This is a genomic window from Myxosarcina sp. GI1, from assembly GCF_000756305.1.
Classification (GTDB): Bacteria; Cyanobacteriota; Cyanobacteriia; order Cyanobacteriales; family Xenococcaceae; genus Myxosarcina.
Genome location: NZ_JRFE01000050.1, coordinates 17,270 through 36,704, shown reverse-complemented (window position 1 = coordinate 36,704; position 19,435 = coordinate 17,270). Strand labels below are relative to the sequence as shown.

The 19,435-nt window shown below is 40.2% G+C and carries 16 protein-coding genes; 12 read left to right on the top strand and 4 right to left on the bottom strand.

What is annotated here, in order from left to right:
• Positions 1–5: 5 nt before the first annotated feature.
• Entirely contained in the window at positions 6–821 is an 816-nt protein-coding gene (locus KV40_RS26550; RefSeq protein WP_036487587.1) for a DUF1206 domain-containing protein, read from the bottom strand.
• Positions 822–1,765: 944 nt separating this feature from the next.
• Here KV40_RS26550 and hisA point away from each other — a divergent pair.
• The 11 genes from hisA to KV40_RS26490 all read left to right on the top strand — a co-directional run bounded on the left by hisA (position 1,766) and on the right by KV40_RS26490 (position 14,095).
• Positions 1,766–2,539 (top strand): 1-(5-phosphoribosyl)-5-[(5-phosphoribosylamino)methylideneamino]imidazole-4-carboxamide isomerase, encoded by a 774-nt coding sequence (hisA, locus tag KV40_RS26540; RefSeq protein WP_036487584.1) that lies wholly within the window; start codon positions 1,766–1,768, stop codon positions 2,537–2,539.
• 259 nt (positions 2,540–2,798) lie between these two features.
• Positions 2,799–3,260, top strand: a complete 462-nt coding sequence (rimP, locus tag KV40_RS26535) for a ribosome maturation factor RimP (protein ID WP_036487582.1) — start codon at positions 2,799–2,801, stop codon at positions 3,258–3,260.
• Positions 3,261–3,721: 461 nt separating this feature from the next.
• Positions 3,722–4,957, top strand: a complete 1,236-nt coding sequence (gene nusA, locus KV40_RS26530) for a transcription termination factor NusA (protein WP_036487580.1) — start codon at positions 3,722–3,724, stop codon at positions 4,955–4,957.
• A 30-nt stretch (positions 4,958–4,987) separates the two neighbouring features.
• Positions 4,988–5,293: a YlxR family protein gene (locus tag KV40_RS26525; protein WP_036487578.1), complete on the top strand. Its 306-nt coding sequence runs from the start codon at positions 4,988–4,990 to the stop codon at positions 5,291–5,293.
• Between the two features lie 293 nt (positions 5,294–5,586).
• Positions 5,587–8,553: a translation initiation factor IF-2 gene (gene infB / locus KV40_RS26520; protein ID WP_036487576.1), complete on the top strand. Its 2,967-nt coding sequence runs from the start codon at positions 5,587–5,589 to the stop codon at positions 8,551–8,553.
• A gap of 88 nt (positions 8,554–8,641) precedes the next feature.
• Entirely contained in the window at positions 8,642–9,250 is a 609-nt protein-coding gene (locus tag KV40_RS26515) for a low-complexity tail membrane protein (protein WP_036487575.1), read from the top strand.
• 144 nt (positions 9,251–9,394) lie between these two features.
• Positions 9,395–9,583, top strand: a complete 189-nt coding sequence (locus tag KV40_RS26510; protein WP_036487573.1) for a hypothetical protein — start codon at positions 9,395–9,397, stop codon at positions 9,581–9,583.
• 563 nt (positions 9,584–10,146) lie between these two features.
• The gene (locus KV40_RS26505; RefSeq protein ID WP_036487571.1) at positions 10,147–11,742 is read left to right on the top strand and encodes a sodium:solute symporter; all 1,596 of its coding nucleotides are present in this window, start codon (positions 10,147–10,149) and stop codon (positions 11,740–11,742) included.
• Between the two features lie 37 nt (positions 11,743–11,779).
• On the top strand, positions 11,780–12,688 hold the full coding sequence (locus tag KV40_RS26500; RefSeq protein WP_036487569.1) for an alpha/beta fold hydrolase: 909 nt from the start codon (positions 11,780–11,782) through the stop codon (positions 12,686–12,688).
• Between the two features lie 76 nt (positions 12,689–12,764).
• Positions 12,765–13,085, top strand: a complete 321-nt coding sequence (locus KV40_RS26495) for a hypothetical protein (protein ID WP_036487567.1) — start codon at positions 12,765–12,767, stop codon at positions 13,083–13,085.
• Positions 13,086–13,690: 605 nt separating this feature from the next.
• Complete coding sequence (locus KV40_RS26490; RefSeq protein ID WP_036487565.1) at positions 13,691–14,095, top strand: response regulator; 405 nt, start codon at positions 13,691–13,693, stop codon at positions 14,093–14,095.
• A gap of 126 nt (positions 14,096–14,221) precedes the next feature.
• Here KV40_RS26490 and KV40_RS26485 read toward each other — a convergent pair whose 3' ends face one another.
• From KV40_RS26485 to KV40_RS26470, 3 genes are all read right to left on the bottom strand, one after another.
• A complete protein-coding gene (locus KV40_RS26485; protein ID WP_036487563.1) occupies positions 14,222–15,628 on the bottom strand; it encodes a ferredoxin:protochlorophyllide reductase (ATP-dependent) subunit N in 1,407 nt (468 codons plus the stop codon).
• Positions 15,629–15,759: 131 nt separating this feature from the next.
• Complete coding sequence (gene bchL, locus KV40_RS26480; protein WP_036487561.1) at positions 15,760–16,638, bottom strand: ferredoxin:protochlorophyllide reductase (ATP-dependent) iron-sulfur ATP-binding protein; 879 nt, start codon at positions 16,636–16,638, stop codon at positions 15,760–15,762.
• A gap of 596 nt (positions 16,639–17,234) precedes the next feature.
• Entirely contained in the window at positions 17,235–17,744 is a 510-nt protein-coding gene (locus KV40_RS26470) for a DUF1993 domain-containing protein (protein WP_036487557.1), read from the bottom strand.
• Positions 17,745–18,180: 436 nt separating this feature from the next.
• On the opposite strand from KV40_RS26470, the gene KV40_RS26465 reads away from it, so the two are divergent.
• Positions 18,181–19,395 (top strand): NAD(P)/FAD-dependent oxidoreductase, encoded by a 1,215-nt coding sequence (locus tag KV40_RS26465; RefSeq protein ID WP_036487555.1) that lies wholly within the window; start codon positions 18,181–18,183, stop codon positions 19,393–19,395.
• Positions 19,396–19,435: the final 40 nt, after the last annotated feature.

The following is a 19,435-nucleotide window of genomic DNA, read 5'->3' as shown; positions in this document are numbered from 1 at the left end:
TTTATTTATCTTAAAATAAAACGTCGATATCTTACGGACACGAACAGATACAAACCATAAGCGACAAAACCCATCCCTATTAGCCCCAGCCACAGCCATCCCAAAGGCTGCAATGATACAATTTGGAAAGCATTTTCTAGTCCTCCTGCTAAGTCGATGTCCGTCCACACTACGGCTTGAATTAAAAAGCTACCAGTCAAAACAAAAGCCACACCTCTAGAAGCTACACCTACTTTTCCTGTAGCGATCGCCCATTCTTCAAAACTATCCCAAAGCTCGCGAGAGCGAAAATCGCTAATGTAGGAACCCGTATATGCTCCATACATATACGAAAGTCCAATACCAACTACAAATATTCCACCTAAAAAAACTAACCATTTACCGAAAGGCTGCATAAATAGCTCTTTTACTACATCTTCAATTTTGTCGTCTTGTTCTCCTAGCTCCAGGTATACATCAAGTGCCGAATAGGCAATACCCGCATAACTAAAACCGCTCATAATATAGCCCAATCGATGCAAAATTCGCTTTAAATTAGAAGAATCAGAATATCCAGGATCTAGTACTGCTTGAAGAAAACGCCGCAGTACGTAACCCATCAAACCTACTCCCAAAAAACAAAGAAACACTCCCCCCCAAGGCTGTTGTCCAAGAGTAACAAGTGTGTTGTATGTTCCTACTGCTTCTTTGCCAGTCATGAATGCGGCTCGAATTGCTAATACGCCAATGAGAAAATACAAAATTCCTTTGGCAACATAACCAACTAAAATAAATTGATTTGCCCAAGGATTACCCAATATGTTTTTCAGCTGTTGCTGCATTTATCAGTTTAAAAACACTAATTTTTTATTTTACTGGCAAACATTTTACTATTTGTAAAACACGGCGAAAACAAAACATATTTGATTGTTTTTTTAGCAATTGTAAAATATAAGTTATTTTTAACTCGATCTGATTATTTCTTCGGCAAAAATATTTTAACTGTATTTTTGCGCTTGGCAATTTATGTCATAAGGAAGATACCTTTTATAATTTTTATCTTCCTTTTTAATTTTAATTATTTTGAAGGCAAAGAAACTTCGTCACTTTTTTTAACAAAAAGTACGGAAATACCAACAATTAATAATCCAATTCCCCACCAAAGTGAATCCCCAGGAAGTACTTTAAGAAAAAGCGTTGTTATTCCAGAACTGATTAGAGATGATGCTATTGTGGTTCTATATTTCATAAGCGGTAATTAAAGTTTTGTCTAATATTTATCTAATAAAATAGATTAATTATAAGATCTATTTACTAGCTGTATTTTTACCGTAAGACATTGAAGTAAAAAACATCGTCTTTCAATAGACATATATTGAGTGAATCGATACACAAGTTAACAATTATTGATATAGTATTTTTTTGATTTATAAAAACTACAATGTTGCCAAACAAAACAAAAAAATTTTATTCCCTATTTATATTAAGAATTGTCAGAGTCGTCTGTTTTAGGTAACTTGGTGATAATTATTAAGAACATCTTCTATTAGTTTCTAGCGAGCAGTCAAGAATTTCCAATCTATTAGCACTTCTGAATTGGGTGAGATACATCTCGCTCTTATTAGGCTTTAGAGAATTTGTCCTTGGTGCAGATTTGTACTTTGTCTAATATGAGAACCGCTATAAAACGCACAAATTTTACTTTTTTGCTTGCTGACAGCAACTCCAGTGCGATCGCCCAGGCGATCTATAATCAATTTTTAATCTTTATTTTTTATTACAGTTTATGGAAGTAATCCCAGCAATCGATTTATTAGATGGCAAATGCGTTCGTTTGTATCAAGGAGACTACGCTCGCGCCTCCCAATTTAGCGATCGCCCAGCTGAAGTCGCTCGTAGTTGGGAACAACAGGGAGCAACTAGAATTCACGTAGTCGATCTTGACGGAGCAAAACAGGGAAAATCGGTTAACTTAACAGCTATAAAAGCAATTGTTCGTGAGGTTTCTATTCCCATTCAAGTAGGAGGAGGATTGCGCGATCGCACCTCTGTTGCTCGGTTGCTGGATCTGGGAGTAGAACGCACCATTTTAGGTACTATAGCTGTAGAACAGCCCGATTTAGTCACGGAATTATGCCGAGAATTTCCCCAGCAAATATTAGTCGGGATCGATGCCCGCAACGGTAGAGTTGCAACTAAAGGTTGGTTGGAAACTTCCGAAACAGAAGCAACCGAACTAGCGCAGCGCATGGCAAAACAGGGAGTAGCAGCAATTATTTATACTGATATTCAGCGAGATGGTACTCTTTCTGGTCCCAATTTACCAGCTTTAAGAGTATTAGCTGAAGCGATCGATATTCCCGTTATTGCTTCTGGTGGAGTTAGTTCTCTAAGTGACTTACTCAGTCTTCTCGCTTTAGAACCTCTTGGTATCGAAGGAGCGATCGTCGGTCGTGCTATTTATACAGGCGATCTCGATCTTAAAGAGGCATTGCAGGCAGTGGGAAATGGACGCTGGCAAGATATACCACCAAACAGTGGCTTTTCTAGTTTTGCCTGATTAGTCTTGGCAGGTGGCTATAACAGCCTCGCCAATTTTTTATATCAGGCAGTTTCCGATTTCTTTTAGCAACTAAAGACATTTATTGGTAACATAAACAAATATGAGAAGTTTGCCTCCATTCAAATTTCTCTACCTGTGAAGGCACTATTAGCAAAGCGACAGTGGGAAACACCCGCTTTTTTTATTGCTCGAATAACCTTTCAAGTAAATAATAGCTTGGCTAAAAATAACGACCGATCCTTACCAATAATAAACCGTGACTTATCCTGTCATTGCTCAAATTATTGAAATAGCAACTCCTGTAGCCAAAAGTTTAAATCTCGAGCTAGTCGATGCCGTTTTTCAAACTAACAAAACCCCACCAGTTTTAAGAGTAGATGTTCGCAATCTTACTGAAGATACTAGTTTAGAAAACTGCGAACAAATGAGTAAAGCTTTAGAGGCTGAATTAGATGCAGCAGAGATTATTCCTGGTTCTTATGTTTTAGAAATTTCCAGCCCCGGAATTTCTCGTACTCTAACTACAGACAGAGAATTTATTGCCTTTAAAGGATTTACCGTAACGGTAAAAACTTTTGCTCCTTACAAACAGCACAAACAGTGGCAGGGCAATCTTCAGGGTAGGGATGACGAGGCAATTTATCTCAACCAGAAAGGCAAAGCAGTTGCCATACCTCGCGATTTAGTTGCTACAGTACGGTTACAAGACGATAGTTAACATAGTGGGGCGTTAAAAATTATTGCAGTGCTAACACCAAAGTAAAGAATCGCTTTATAGCTCGATTTTACCTTATGATGAAGCTCGAATAGCAGAGCCAAAGTCCTTAGCGTATTTAGATTAGTGTAAGTGGCTAAATAAACTTTTTAAAAGTAAAGCCATTTAACATCAGACCGAGACTTATCGATCGTCTATCGTATTTTGTGGTGAGATCGACATAAGCGCGATAAGCCTAAGTCATAGCTTCGCAATCGCGCTCATAAAACCTGACAGATAGTCTGTCTGCGGTAGTAGCCTCGCAACAAGCACCGAATGTTTTAAAAGCATTGTTAGAACAGCTATTGAAGAGGGCGATGCTTCCTCCCGTACTTGCGCCAATCGCTGCTGGATTTATCTGCTTTGTGACTACGTACAAGCGATCGCTGCAATTAACTCAATTATTTATATAGGAGTTCAATTTTATGACTATAGTTAGTTTACCTGGACTAAAAAACACAATTGAAGAAATCAGTCAAAGTTATAATTTACCAGAATCTGCGGTTCAAGAAGCACTTAGAGAAGCTTTATTAAAAGGCTACGAGCGTTTTCGTCGTTCCAAAAACCGCCATAGCGAATTCGAGGATGAGTATTTTGAAAATTTCAACGTTCAACTCGATATAGATGAAGAAGGATTTCAAATTTTAACTACCAAAGTTATTGTCGATAAAGAAGAGATTGCCGAAGAAGACCGCGATCGCGAAATTGCCCTCAAAGAAGTACAAGATCAAGTAGACGATCTCGATATTCAGGTAGGAGATTCGGTAGTAGTAGATGTAACTCCAGAACAAAAAGATTTTGGACGTATGGCGGCGATACAAACCAAACAGGTACTGTTACAAAAACTGCGCGATCGCCAAAGATTATTAATTCAAGAAGAATTTAAAGATTTAGAAGAAACGGTTTTACAGGCTAGAGTAGTTCGCTTTGAAAGACAATCGGCAATTGTTGCCGTCAGCAGCGGTTTGGGGCAGCCAGAAGTCGAAGCAGAACTTCCCAAACGCGAGCAGTTACCCAACGATACTTATCGCTCTAATGTAACTTTTAAAGTTTATTTAAAGAAAGTACGCGATACTCCTTCACGAGGACCGCAGCTAATCGTCTCGCGAGCCGCAGCAGGTTTAGTTGTAGAACTGTTTAGCAATGAAGTTCCAGAAATTGAAGAAGAAATCGTGCGGATTGTTGCCGTAGCCAGGGAGGCTAACCCCCCTTCACGCCATGTGGGAGTAAGAACTAAAATAGCGGTAGATACTTTAGAGCGAGATGTAGATCCTGTAGGTGCCTGTATCGGTGCCAGAGGTTCGCGCATTCAGGCAGTAGTTAATGAATTGCGCGGCGAAAAAATCGACGTGATTCGCTGGTCTCCCGATCCCGCTACTTATATTGCTAATTCTCTAAGTCCTGCCAGAGTAGATCGAGTAATTCTAGCAGATACCGAAGAAAAACAGTCTTTAGTATTGGTTGCCGAAGATCAGTTGAGTTTGGCAATTGGTAAAGAAGGTCAAAACGTACGCTTGGCGGCTCGTCTTACAGGCTGGAAAATTGATATTAAAGATCTGGCAAAATACGAGGCAGAAGCAGCCTCAGTAGCGGAAGAAGAACCAGAAATAGAACCCGAACCAGTAGAGGAATTTACCGAAACCGAAGAAACTAGCGTTTAGCGATCGCCCCGAATACTATAGCGATAATTGATGAAACCCAACTATCGGTGCTGTATTAGCTGTCGGCAACTAGCACCAAAAGAAACTCTAATAAGAGTGGTCAGAGTACATCCTAGCTACGCAGTTCAATTAGATCGGGGCATGGGACGCTCGGCTTATATTTGTCCTCAAAAAACTTGTATCCGCCAAGCCTTTAGCAAACAGCGTTTGGCGCGATCGCTCCGTACCAAAGTTTCTCAATCCAGCTCTCAAAATTTGCAGGAACGACTGCTAGATCGCGTATCGAGCCAAGAGTCTAAAAATTTAAAATCTGACGGCAACTTGCCAGGCATCTAAAATGAATGTGGTAGTATGGTATCCCGCCAGCTTTAACAAAAATAAAATTCAACAATAGTAAATCGGTAATTTTAAGTAATTTTTTGAAATTTAAACTCAAAATTTTTCAAACACCACCGTATTTTTTCCTAAAATAGATAATGTAGGGAATTGCTAAACAAAAAATCGACATTTTTGGTAAGAAAGCGTCAACTTTCTCAAGCAAAAATTAAATGCTAGCAGCCAAACAAAAAGCAGGAAAGAACAAATGATGTAAACAATCAACAGCGCAAACCAATTTGGGGCATTAGTGGATGAACAACGGCAAAATAAGAATATACGAACTATCAAAAGAATTAAATTTGGACAACAAAGATATTAAAGATATTTGCGAACAGCTTAATATTGCAGTCAAGAGCCATAGCAGTACGATCACGTCAGCACAAGCAGACAGAGTTAAAAGCGTGGCAGTAAGATATACTTCTGCCGCAAAAACCAATGGCAATAATGGCAACAACAATAGTAAAGCCAAAGAAAATAAACTTAACAAGCCCAAAGTAAAACGCAAACAACAGGTTTTGGCAGTTCATCACAAACAACCTGCTTCTGACTCTGCTCCTCAAACACCCAAGAACGAGTCGGGATCGCCTCAGTTAGCATCTCCTCCCAAGTTAGTAGCACCGCCAAGACCATTAAAAGATAATAGGTCAGATCGAGAGCGAGTAGAGCCTGCCACTCCAAACAAACCTCCTCAATTAAAAGAACCATCTAAAAGCGAAACCGTAACCCAAGATACTACAGATACTACTAATAAAAACGAGAAACGAGTAGCGGCAGCCAAGCCACCGAAATTAGTAGAGCCGCCTTCTAGACGACAAGCTAAAGCTGCTAAAGAAACATCCGTACGTCCGCCGTCCAAGCCAGTTAGAGCGGATAAAGCGGATGATGTTGAAGCACCAGCACCAGCACCAGCACCAGCAAAAGAGGCCAAACCAGCAAAGGACAAAAAAACTGCTTCTCCTCCCGATCTACCAAAACTACAAAAGCCGCCCAAACTTAAAACAGTAGACAAACCAGCTTCGGATATTGAAGAAGAACCCAACGAGCTTTTAGAGCCAGAAGAAGATACAGATAAAGACGAAGTTATCAACAAAACAGAAGTCAAAAAAACCAGACTTAAGCGTCCCACTCCTCCGAGGAAAACTCAGGAATGGGTTGATGAAGAAGAAGAAGAAAGCTCTAAAAAATCAAAGCTTGGTAAAGGCAAACGCCGACCTAAGCCAATTATTGATGATGATGATGATGATTTTGATACTGACTTCGATAATAATAACGGCGGCACTGCTGTAAGCATATCGACGGCGCGTCCTCCCAAACCCGAAGCTTTACAGCCAAAAACTGCCGCAACCAGCAGCAAAAAACCGAAAAAACCTACTCCTAAAACAGCAGAAAAAAGCTCCAAAGTAGAAAAGCAAACCCGCAAAGAAGTTCAGACGTTACCCGAAAAGATCGTTCTAACAGACAATTTGACAATTCGCGATCTATCAGAACGATTAAATATTCCCGAAACAGATATTATCAAAAATCTTTTCTTTAAAGGAATTGCGGTTAACATCACTCAAACTCTAGATTTAGATACCGCACGTTTAGTAACAGAAGAACTAGGAGTAGAGGTAGAAACTCCAGAAGAGCGATCGGCAGCAACTAAAGAAACCGAAATGCTCGATGTAGACGATCTTGAAAATCTTCAGCTTCGTCCTCCCGTAGTAACAATTATGGGACACGTAGACCATGGTAAAACTACCTTGCTAGATTCGATAAGAAAGAGCAAAGTTGCTCAGGGAGAAGCGGGAGGCATTACCCAACATATCGGTGCCTATCACGTCGATCTCGATCGCGAAGACTCCCAGCAGCAAATTGTATTTCTCGACACTCCTGGTCACGAAGCTTTTACCGCCATGCGTGCCAGAGGTACCAGGGTTACAGACATCGCTATTTTAGTAGTAGCTGCCGATGATGGCGTACAGCCACAAACTAAAGAGGCAATCAGCCACGCTAAAGCAGCAGAAGTACCGATAATCGTCGCGATTAACAAAATCGACAAACCCGAAGCCAATCCCGATCGCATCATGCAGGAACTTACTGAATTTGAGTTGGTTCCCGAAGATTGGGGCGGCTCTACTCCGATGGTTCCCGTCAGTGCCCTCAAGGGAGAAAATCTCGATGAGTTACTTGAGATGATCTTGCTGGTTTCGGAAATAGAAGAACTATCGGCAAATCCCGATCGCCCTGCTAAAGGTACGATTATCGAAGCTAATCTAGATCGCACTAGAGGTCCTGTAGCTACCTTGCTAGTACAAAACGGTACTTTGAGAGTGGGAGACAACATCGTAGCGGGATCGGTTCTCGGTAAGATTCGCGCCATGATCGACGATCGGGGTAATAAAGTAGAAGCAGCAACACCTTCTTTTGCCGTCGAGATTTTAGGTTTGAATGAAGTTCCCGAAGCTGGTGATGAATTTGATGTCTATCCCAGTGAAAAAGAAGCTCGTACTGTAGCCGATCGCCGCGCCAGCCAACAAAGAGATTCAAGACTTCAGCAATCGATGTCTTCGCGTCGCGTTAGCCTTAGTACTCTGTCGGCTCAGGCACAAGAAGGAGAACTAAAAGAACTCAATTTGATTGTTAAAGCCGACGTACAGGGTTCGGTAGAAGCAATTCTCGGTTCTTTACAGCAGCTACCACAAAACGAAGTTCAAATTCGGATCTTGTTGGCATCTCCAGGAGAAGTTACCGAAACCGATGTCGATCTGGCAGCCGCCAGTGGTGCGGTAATCGTCGGTTTTAATACTACTCTGGCCAGCGGTGCTCGTCAGGCTGCCGACCGTGAAGGAGTGGATATTCGTCAATACAATATCATTTACAAACTCCTCGATGAAATTCAAGGGGCGATGGAAGGACTGCTCGACCCCGAAGAAGTAGAAGAAAATCTCGGTCAGGCAGAAGTTAGAGCCGTCTTTACAGTTGGCAGGGGTTCGGTAGCGGGATGCTACGTCCAGTCTGGTAAAATAGTCCGTAACTGTCGGATTAGAGTGCATCGCGGTCAGCAAGTCGTTTATGATGGCAACTTAGATTCTCTGCGGCGTATCAAAGAAGATGCCAAGGAAGTTAACGCAGGATATGAATGCGGTTTGGGTTCGGCTAAATTTAACGATTGGCAAGAAGGCGATATTGTGGAAGCCTATGAAATGGTCTTTAAACGCCGTACTTTGGCAACTTAAGTCTAGACAGTAAAGTTTAACTGACAGCGGTGGCAAGCTACCTCACCGCTTGCGGTTTTGTTTTTTACTACACATACTAGATAAGCCAATGACTTTTCGTTCGGAACCTTTTCTGTGGATTCACCTGGCTGGTATTGTTTTATTTCCAATTACCCTGGAGTGCACCTGGCTGGGTTTGGAAATTGGCAAACCACTGCCGTTTTCCTTGCTGGAGTTTGTTTTAATTGCCGCTATGGGAACGCTTCCCGTATTATGGATGCAGCTAGCGCGACCGTTTGATATTTTTAGTATTGCCGTAGTTTCTCTCAAACCAGAACAATTAACGGTTAGACAGCGGCAAATTTTGACTCAATTTAAAACAACCAGGCATCGTTGGGCGAGTGCGATCGCCGCTGGCTTGATGTTATTTATTCTCTGGCTACTATTTCGCCTATCACCGTTAGCAATTGGGGTTGCCTCTTGGTTTCCTCAGTGGCGGTTGTTAGGTTTGGCGATCGCAGCAGTTGCTTTTTTAGCAGCCAATCTATTTTTTCAAGTGCCAATTAGCGTTTTTAATGTTTTGATGAGCAAGGAATCGCGGTTACTCAATAGCGAACCCTGTTCCATAGAGAAAATCCCTTTAGATTTTACAGTTCCAGGATTTAAGGTGAATAAAATTTTGCCTTTAGTAGAACCCACTCAAAGCCAGAACAGCTAAACTTTTGGGTAACTAAAATTAATGTAGTGCTAGTTACCGACTAATTTTCAAGTTGAGCTATTCTAGAAATAGAGCCATAAATCATTTTAGAGCAAAACCAAAAATGCTTATGGAAATCGAGTGCAAAAATTTAGTCAAAATATTATGACCAGTTCAACCGTTCACAAGCAAAGTAACTCCCAAGATGCCGAAATTTGGCAAAACCTCAAAAAAGCAATTGCCAGCAGCTCGGGTTTTCTGAACTGGCAGCAGGCTAGAGGCGAGCTAAACGAAAGTTTAGACGTACAAGTACGTCACTATCTCGAAGAAACTCTAGCAACTTTGGCTTATTAACTAATATTACGCCCTAATAAATCCGTTAAGTTCAGAAGAAAGCGCACCGTCCTGCCTGGGCTTTCACCAGGCAGATGACGGACGCGGATTGAGAAAGTTATAGCAGTGTGCGCCGAGCCACCTGACGACATACGCAAAAAAAAGCGCAACCAAGACAGGGGAAAAGGTTTAAAAGGCTGATTGTTCTTTTTTCAGACGATAACTAGAACAGTTGATTATTCACCATTTTGCGTCAGTTATTAATACGGCTAAATTTTTGGTTGACAGCAAAACAATCAATTTTCACTAACATGTAGCGGTTTTCATTTCAACCAGTTACGCTTTTAAAAGCTGCGAGCGATTACATATCTTAATTTTTAGCTGTTTTGTAAGATAACATCCCAAAATAAGATAGATTAAACATAGGGGTTAGAGAAAGCCCGCTACGTCCGCCATTAATAGCAAAGCTATGATTCAAACTATGTTTGTGTCATAAGTTTTATTGCGAGAAAATTCCAAACAACGCGGATTTATAAAATGACGGAGCTTTTCTGACTTAGTAAAAATAATTAGGGATAGGCAGTATGCCTGACTTTTCAGTAACTACCCTAGATTTAGCTGTATTTTTAATTTATCTATTGGGAACCCGCATTGCCTTTGGCTGGTATAGTGCCCGTCAAACTTCCAAATCGGGTGGAGATGCAGAAAGCTACTTTTTAAGTGGCAGAAACATCAGTTGGCCAATTATCGGTCTTTCGTTTTATGTGTCGAACATGAGCGGTAGTTCGTTTGTAGCATTTGCTGGTAGTGGCTACAACAATGGTATTGGTGTTTACAACTATGAGTGGATTCCCGCAGTAATCTTAATTTTCTTTATTGTTTTTTTACTGCCGCTGTACCTCAAAGAAGAAATGTTTACCGCTCCAGAATTTTTACAGCGACGTTATGGAACGCGCTTGCGGCTGACATTTTCTAGTTTTTTGGTATTAACGGGAATATTTATCGATGCGGCAGCTTCGCTGTATGCAGGAGGAACGATCGTTCAGACTTTGTATCCTTCAATTCCTCTGTGGGTAACAATTTTTTCGGCTGCAGCGATCGCAGGTATTTATATTACCTTTGGTGGTTTGGGAGCCGTAGTGCTAAACGATGCCCTACAGGCAGCTTTAATTATCGGTGGTGGAACTACGATTGCAGTCTTGTCTTTTCTCAAGCTCGACTCTTGGCAGAGCGTCCGCGATCGCGTATCTCCCGAAGCCTTGCATCTGGTTAAGCCTGCTAGCGATGGCAACTTGCCCTGGCCTGGGCTGATAACGGGAGTTTTAATTATTGCCTTTTACTATTGGTGTACTAACCAGTACATAATTCAGCGGGCTTTGGGAGCAGATTCTCTAGCAGCAGGACGAAAGGGAGCTTTGTTTGCTGGCTTATTAAAGTTGCCCAACTTGTTTATTTTAATTATGCCTGGCGTAATCGCCACGGTTCTCTATCCCGATCTGCAAAACCCCGATAAAGTTTTTCCAACTTTAACCTTTGACTTGCTGCCAGTAGGGTTACGAGGTTTGATTCTTTCTGCCGTTGCTGCCGCTATACTCTCTAGTTTGGAAGCAATTTTAAATTCTGTATCGACTTTGGTGACGATGGACTTCGTGCGGACGCTGCGCTCTGATACTGATAGTCAGAGCTTAACCAGAATCGGGCGTATTGCTACTTTAGTAGCAATGGTGCTGGCAGCACTATGGGCGCCGCAAGTAACTCGATTTCCTACCCTGTGGCAGTATTTACAGTCAATTTTTTCCTATGTCACGCCGCCAGTGGTTGCCGTTTATCTTTTTGGCTTATTTTGGCGTAGGGCGACATCTGAGGCAGCAGTAACTACTCTATTGGTAGGTTTTCCTCTGGGAGTTATAGCCTGGGTTTATGTAGAAGTTTTAGGCAAATTTTCGATTCAGTATCTCTATGCTTGCGGGATACTATTTGTCTTAAGCTGCATAGCGATGACGGTCATTAGCTTGTTTACCCCCGAACCCTCACCTGAAACTGAGGCTTTGGTGTGGAAACCACGAATGTGGCAACAGGAAACAGAAGATTTAAAACAATGCCCTTGGTATTCTAACTATCGATATCTTTCTATCGGTCTAATTGTCTTAATTATTGTCATGGTCGTATGGTGGTGGTAGAAGATAAATAACATAAACTTTTATCAATTGACTGAATATGACAACTGTTGGAGCGATCGCAAATTCAAAAACTCCTCAAAATTGGAACTGGCAGGGTTTTAATATTACCTATCAAAGCTGTGGTGAAAATAACGATGCTCCTGCGGTAGTATTAGTTCACGGATTTGGGGCTTCCTGGGGACACTGGCGCAAAAACCTACCCGTCTTAGGACAAATATATCGTTGTTATGCGATCGATCTAATTGGGTTTGGCGGTTCTGCCAAACCCTCACCAGGGGATATTAGCTATACATTTGAAACCTGGGGCCAACAAGTAGCCGATTTTTGTCGAGAAGTTGTGGGTAGCCCGGCATTTTTAGTTGGCAATTCCATCGGCTGTATTGTAGTGATGCAAGCTGCGGTAGATAACCCAGAATTAACCCTGGGAGTAGCAGCAATAAATTGTTCGGTAAGATTATTGCACGATCGCAAACGAGTTACTTTACCCTGGTATCGTAACTACGGTTCTGCCATAATGCAGCGAGTTTTGGGTAATAAATGGATCGGCAATTTCTTTTTCAAGCAAATTGCCAAACCCAAGGTAGTTCGTAAAATTTTGTTACAGGCATATCGTCGCCCCGAAGCAGTAAGCGATGAACTCATAGAAATGCTAATGAAACCAGCATTTGATGAAGGGGCAGTAGATGTTTTTATCGCTTTTACCCGTTATTCTCAAGGACCATTGCCAGAGGACTTGTTACCTCAGCTTACTTGTCCAACTATCTTACTGTGGGGAACGGAAGATCCCTGGGAACCAGTCTCAATGGGCAGAGAACTGGGTAAGATTGCCGCTGTCGATCGCTTTATTGCTTTAGAAGGTTTGGGACATTGCCCGCAAGATGAGGCTCCTGAAGTAGTCAATCCAATTTTGTTAGATTGGCTTAAAACTACAAGCAATTTTCAATAAAGGTTTTAGTTTTTTAAGATGTCAGTTATTATCATCGTTAACTAACTATTACTGTTCTCAATATCAGAGTCGATTTATGAATAAAAAATTATTGAGTATCTTAGGTTGTTCTGGTTCTGTAGCTTTAACTATGATAGGCACTAATGCTGCCGAGGCAAATACAGGACGCGAATATGTATTTAAAGCACCAGAAGTAGCTAGTGAAGCTACAATTCCTAAAAGCGATACCGACTATCCTTTTTATGACTGTAGTTGTGACAGCTACGATCCTGCAACCATTGAAGCAGTAGACCGTGAAGGAGACAAAGCGATCGAGCTATATGGTTGTGATTGTGCAGGTTGCAGAAATTTGGTTCGCAATTTAGACAAAACTCCAAAATCTTTGGGTCAAATTTAAACTTTATAGTAATCTCGCCTTTTTAAACGAGATTGCAATCAATTGCGATCGCTACTTATAGTTATTCCAGTTAATTTCCTAACGTTTGGATAGCTCGGATAAGTAAGTGAACTTAGTTAATTAAAGTGAACTATGGTGTCAAAGAGACAGGAGCAACAAAAGTTTTGGGTGATTTACCAACTCTTGTTATATTGCATTTAATTCTGTCTACATACTTAGTAACCGAGTACTGATAGTTTTTTAGAATAGCTAGAGTAGCCCGCTAACAATAAATATTAAATAAATATTAAATAAATTGGCAAAACTTTAGAGATCGTAGCTGCACTTCTATAGAAACAAAACCATCAAATATTTAAGCTTACCAAAATTGCCTTGGTTCTATTGAGCCTAGTTGTTGTTTACTTTGATAGATGTTTTAACTAATAACGGCTTTTGTAACAAAACTTTATAAACTTTATTAAATAAATAGTCTTATGAATCGATAATACTAAAGATAGAGTCTAATTTAAAACAATAGCCATCAAAAGTTAGAAGCTTTAGAGGGATTTGTCAGGTAAGTTTTATATAGGCTACTAAAACCAGGTAAATTTAATAAACTCAAAGCGATGACTAAACCGATATTAATAGTCGATGATTACGACGATATTTTATATTTGATCGAACTTGTTTTAAAATCAGATGGATATGAAGTAATTTCGGCTGCTAATGGTAGAGAAGCTTTGAAGTTGGCACAAAGAGTACGTCCTCAGTTGATGTTGATGGATATCATGATGCCAGATGTCAATGGTTTAGAAATCAGTCAACAAATTCGCCAAAATAAAGAACTATCTTCGACACAAATTTTGTTAGTTTCGGCGAATCACGAAATTAGTGCAGAACAAGCTAAAGAAAATGGAGCCGATGGTATTTTGCATAAACCTTTTAATATAGACTATTTATTATCGCAAGTTCATAAACTACTCGATCGAAAGAGCTGCTCCGACCGAGAGTGCTTGCCGCAGTTTGCATAAAGCTTTTGACTTTTTAGATAAACACTGATTTTAGCGATCGCAAATTACATAATTTTTAATTACTAATCGGAGTTTGGCAGTGCCAAACTCCGATTTCGATCTATCTAGACTAAAGTTTAAACTTGCTTAAACTTTAGCTTCTTCTTTAACCAATTTTTCCCAACCTAATTCTTTAAGGTTGTTATTACGACGCATCGGACGAGTAGCTAATTCTAAAATATCCCGCGCGTTAGTAAAGCCGTGTATTTGGGCGAAGGTAAATTCTACCGACCACTTAGTATTAATACCTCTAGCTTCTAGTGGGTTGGCGTGTGCCATACCAGTAATTACTAAGTCTGGCTTTTGTTCTTTAATACGTTGCAGTTGATTGTAGTTGTCGGGTTTTTCGACAATAGTAGGAACTGGTACGCCCATATCTTTGCAGGTTTTTTCGAGTAGATCCAGTTCTGCTTTTTGATAACGTTTATCCATGTAGGGAATACCAATTTCTTGGCAAGTCATACCGCAACGGATTAAGAAACGGGCTAGAGAAACTTCTAGTAAGTTATCTCCCATAAAGAAAACTGACTTACCCCGAATCAACTGGATATAATCTTCCAAGTTTTCCCAAATTTTGGCTTCTCTTTCTTCTAAGCCCTGGGGTTCGATACCAAAGACCGAACAAATTTTTTCGATCCAGGCGCGAGTACCATCAGGTCCAATTGGGAAAGGTGCGCCAATGAGTTTGGTTTTGCGGCGACGCATTAAAGTAGTAGCGGTGCGGCTGAGGAAGGGATTAACGCCAGCTACATAGTAGCCTTCTTCAATTACAGGTAATTCGGTATAGCGTTTGGAGGGTAGCCAACCAGATACTTTAACACCCTGTTTTTTGAGTTCTAAAGTAAGGTTGGTAACGACAGGATCTGGTAAGGAACCAAACAATACTAAAGGAGGATGGTCTTTATATTCTGATGCTTCGTTATTAGTTTCTTCTTTCTTCTTGCCAAAGTTAAGCAATTTAGAAATAGCGTTGCGTTCTTCTTTTTCGGCTTCGGCTTTGGGTGCTTCTTTAGGACATTTGTGCGCCATTGCTGCGAGTACGGTGTCTTCTCCTTGAGTAAAGGCATAATCCAAACCGTTAGCGCGGGCGGTTACGATGGGAATACCAATTTCGGCTTCTAACTTGGGTGCCAATCCTTCCAAGTCCATCTTAATAATTTCGGTAGTACAAGTACCAATCCAGACGATTACGCTCGGATTGCGATCGCGCTTAATTTGCAAACACAGTCTTTTTAATTCTTCGTAGTCATTTAACTGTGCGGAAATATCCCCTTCTTCTAGTTCTGCCATTGCGTAGCGAGGTTCGGCAAAAATCATCACTCCCATCGCATTTTGCAGGAAGTAACCACAGGTTTTAGTACCAATGACTAAAAAGAAACTATCTTCAATTTTTTGATATAGCCATGCCACGCAGCTAATGGGGCAAAAGGTGTGATAATTGCCAGTTTCGCATTCAAAATTTAGTGCGTCGGGTTGATGTTGTGTAGCGGTCATGTTTTTATTTTTTCTCTTTTCTAGTTTGTCCGAACATTAATGACATTACTCTAAAAGCATCTTTGCAGTAGCCTTAGAATAATGAGTATTGAGATAAACTGTTTTCTGTTAACTGATAATTGCTAACCGATCTAAACCATCATCAAATCTAACTCTTCTTCTTCTGTTGGTTTTTGATTTTCAACAGGAGGATTGAGATAATAGTCAGACAGCAACGAGAATAAATCTCTGTCTTGGGCTTCGCTAGGAACTACACCTTCTGGCTGTGCCAAAATCTGATCGGCAATATTGAGATAGTAGTTGCAGACAAATTCTAAAGAAGGATCGCCCTCAGCCATTTCAAAGAGAGTTTTTCCTTTAACGCGAGAAACGCGAATATCTTCAATTAAAGGCAAGATTTCTAAGACTGGCATCGCTACGTGAGAGATATATTTATCAATTAAATCTCTTTTAGAAGTACGGTTGCCAATTAAACCAGCCAGACGCAATGAATGTGTACGGGCTTTCTCTCTAACCGATGCAGCAATGCGGTTGGCAGCAAACAAAGCATCAAAACCATTATCGGTAACAATCATGCAGTAGTCCGCATAGTTGAGGGGTGCGGCAAAACCACCACAAACCACGTCACCGAGTACGTCAAAGAGAATGACATCGTATTCGTCAAAAGCGTTTAATTCTTTGAGTAGCTTAACGGTTTCACCCACAACATAACCACCACAACCAGCACCAGCAGGAGGACCACCAGCTTCTACGCAGTGAACGCCGCCATACCCTTCATAGATTACATCTTCGGGCCAAATATCTTCGTAATGAAAATCTTTTTCTTGTAACGTATCGATAATCGTGGGAATCAAAAAGCCCGTGAGGGTAAAGGTACTGTCGTGCTTGGGATCGCAACCAATCTGTAAAACTTTTTTGCCTCTTTTTGCTAAGGCTGCGGAAATATTACAGCTAGTCGTAGATTTGCCGATACCGCCTTTGCCATAAACTGCTAATCTAATTTGACTCATTTCGATCTCCTAATTTCTATATACAGATATTTATATGAGTTGCGATCGCTCTCGTTTTTTTCAAAAGCTTTCATGACTGCATTATTAATTAATTTATCTAGAAAATAAAGGCGATTTCAGAACAAGATAGAGCTTTATTCGTATTATTTAAGTTTTTAAGAGATTTTGATTGCACAAACAAGCTTTTTTTTTTGTCTGAAGCTTATTTATGCTTTAAAACAAAATTTTAGAGTTTTGCTTAAGATAAATAAAAACAAAACACAAAAAATAAACATTAAGTTTATCTTAAGCGATCGCCAAGAGCAAAAACACAAAATTTTTTGGGCTATAAATCTAGTGAAAGTATTGACTAGCAAGATATATAGCTTATAAACAAAAAAGGCGATCGCTTGTAGAACTTGTAGTTAAATCGAGTAAAAAGCTAGAGCGAATCTCAAAATAGGAGTATTGGAAGTAACAGATTTTTTTTTAGTAAAGAAGCGTTAATTTTTAGCTGCAAGCTAGATAATGTCTAGATTTGTAAACAACGAAGCCAGTAAGGTTAAATAACGGTTGCTGTTAATTTCCAAAATTTCTAGAATAAACCTCATTAGGCTTCATGCCTTCTTGATAAAGGGAACCAGGTGCATCATGTAATCTCGTTTTCCAATGGATACACCTGCCATGCGTAGAATGTCGTAAGCCGTGACTAGATGAAAGTAGAAGTTTGGAATTAGAAAGTCATTTACATAGACGCTACCAGACATCTCGATATAGAGATCTTTTTCGTCGAGGCGCGTAACTTCACTTAGCTTTTCATCTTTGACTTTAATGCCCGAAAGAAGTCCTTGAGTATTTGCTATGTGTTCGTATGCCAGTGCCAAGGATGTGACTTCTGGATCTAGATTATCCATTGGTTTGCCATCGCACCACAAAGCAAAGTTGCGTGGTTGATTGCAGGTAAAAGCGATCTGTGTACCAAGTGGAAGCATATCAGCTACGATTCGCTTCTGAAGGAAAGATTCATTACCATCAAAATGAGACTGAGCCAACTTTAACAGGTGTTCGAGAGTCGTTAGACGACTTTGGAAGATAGTTTTAATTGAATCTATATTTTGACTTTGCATTTTATGAATTCTTAAGACTTAATTGATAAAGCATAACTGTGTTTGGGATTTTTTTTATATCTCAGTACCTACTATAAATCGGGTTTAGCATTATCTTTAGAAAAGTACTTTACCTTTATCGGTAGCGAGGCAGAGTCATATCTTCTGAGAGCACTTTTAAACCTAGCTTCAAAAACTTGGCATAAAAAATTATGAATGTAGAATATAAAAGTAAGAAATTGCTAAAATCAAACCAGCAATAATGCGATCGCCCGTACACCGTGATATCGAAGACATTACCGAAAGTATTTTTATATTCCCTGATAGCCTTCTTGTTGCTCTACGTACTTAGAGGGTTTGGTCTGCTTACATTTTTGCCAGGAGGAATTATTATTATCCTATTTCTAATAACTTTAATCTCTGGTTTGCTCTGGGGAATTTTAAAAACAAGAAGATATTGAACGTAATTGTTATTGGTGGTGGTGCGGCTGGTTTTTTTGGAGCGATCGCCGCAGCCGAAACCGATCGTAAACTTAAAGTTACTTTAATTGAAGCAGGTCGTAAACCCCTGGCCAAAGTCCGAATATCTGGTGGCGGTAGGTGTAACGTTACCCATAACTGTTTCGATCCTGCCCTGTTAGTGCAAAACTATCCTAGAGGCGGTAAAGCTTTGCGGGGTGCATTTACCCGTTTTCAACCCAGAGATACTGTCAACTGGTTTGAGTCTCGCGGTGTCAAGTTAAAAACCGAAGTTGATGGCAGAATGTTTCCCGTTACCGATAACTCAGAAACTATTATTAATTGCTTGACAGAAGCCGCAGCTAAAGCAGGAGTTGTTTTACGTACTGGTGTAGGAGTTAAGTCGGTAACTAAACCTAACGATAATTTTCAAATCGAACTAAAAAACGGCGAAGTGTTAAACTGCGATCGCTTATTAATCGCAACAGGAAGTAACCCATTAGGACATCGTTGGGCAAAAAACTTCGGTCATAAAATCGAGTCGCCAGTACCCTCTTTGTTTACTTTTAATATTAAAGATGTGCGTTTGCAGGATTTGGCAGGAGTCAGCGTACAAAATGTAAGAGTCAAACTAGGTACGGGCAAAAATAAGCTAGAACAAACGGGCGCATTATTAATTACTCATTGGGGCATTAGTGGTCCTGCCGTTCTTAAACTATCTGCCTGGAGTGCCAGAAATTTGTTCGATCGCAAATATGCCGATAATTTAGAAATCAACTGGCTACCAGAATACAACGCAGAGTTTTTAAAAAATTATTTATTACAGATAAAAACTGAAAGCCCAAAGAAAAAAATACTAGGTTATTGTCCGTTAAAATTGCCTAAAAGACTATGGCAAAGCTTAATTAATTATGTCGGTATTTCAGAGCAAAAGATCTGGACTGAGTTAAGCAAAAAAGAATCAAATAAACTAGTAGCCGAACTTGTGCAAGGACAATATCAAATAAAGGGTAAAGGTGTATTTAAAGATGAATTTGTTACCTGTGGTGGTGTAAGCATCAAAGAAATTAATTTCAAAACTATGGAAAGCAAAAAATGTGCCAATCTTTATTTTGCAGGTGAAGTTTTAGATATCGATGGTGTTACTGGCGGCTTTAATTTTCAGAGTGCTTGGACTACATCTTGGTTAGCAGGAAAGACGATCGCTTCGTAAATAAAAACTTCTATTGAGCTTTGATTGTATTATGAAGCTT

What these genes read in the sequence shown, in the direction of transcription:
- hisA (WP_036487584.1), top strand. Translation starts at nt 1,766, where the DNA reads ATGGAAGTAATCCCAGCAATCGATTTATTAGATGGCAAATGCGTTCGT.
- KV40_RS26505 (WP_036487571.1), top strand. Translation starts at nt 10,147, where the DNA reads ATGCCTGACTTTTCAGTAACTACCCTAGATTTAGCTGTATTTTTAATT.
- KV40_RS26485 (WP_036487563.1), bottom strand. Translation starts at nt 15,628, where the DNA reads ATGACCGCTACACAACATCAACCCGACGCACTAAATTTTGAATGCGAA.
- KV40_RS26490 (WP_036487565.1), top strand. Translation starts at nt 13,691, where the DNA reads ATGACTAAACCGATATTAATAGTCGATGATTACGACGATATTTTATAT.
- nusA (WP_036487580.1), top strand. Translation starts at nt 3,722, where the DNA reads ATGACTATAGTTAGTTTACCTGGACTAAAAAACACAATTGAAGAAATC.
- KV40_RS26470 (WP_036487557.1), bottom strand. Translation starts at nt 17,744, where the DNA reads ATGCAAAGTCAAAATATAGATTCAATTAAAACTATCTTCCAAAGTCGT.
- KV40_RS26515 (WP_036487575.1), top strand. Translation starts at nt 8,642, where the DNA reads ATGACTTTTCGTTCGGAACCTTTTCTGTGGATTCACCTGGCTGGTATT.
- KV40_RS26525 (WP_036487578.1), top strand. Translation starts at nt 4,988, where the DNA reads ATGAAACCCAACTATCGGTGCTGTATTAGCTGTCGGCAACTAGCACCA.
- KV40_RS26550 (WP_036487587.1), bottom strand. Translation starts at nt 821, where the DNA reads ATGCAGCAACAGCTGAAAAACATATTGGGTAATCCTTGGGCAAATCAA.
- KV40_RS26510 (WP_036487573.1), top strand. Translation starts at nt 9,395, where the DNA reads ATGACCAGTTCAACCGTTCACAAGCAAAGTAACTCCCAAGATGCCGAA.
- KV40_RS26500 (WP_036487569.1), top strand. Translation starts at nt 11,780, where the DNA reads ATGACAACTGTTGGAGCGATCGCAAATTCAAAAACTCCTCAAAATTGG.
- KV40_RS26495 (WP_036487567.1), top strand. Translation starts at nt 12,765, where the DNA reads ATGAATAAAAAATTATTGAGTATCTTAGGTTGTTCTGGTTCTGTAGCT.
- infB (WP_036487576.1), top strand. Translation starts at nt 5,587, where the DNA reads ATGAACAACGGCAAAATAAGAATATACGAACTATCAAAAGAATTAAAT.
- bchL (WP_036487561.1), bottom strand. Translation starts at nt 16,638, where the DNA reads ATGAGTCAAATTAGATTAGCAGTTTATGGCAAAGGCGGTATCGGCAAA.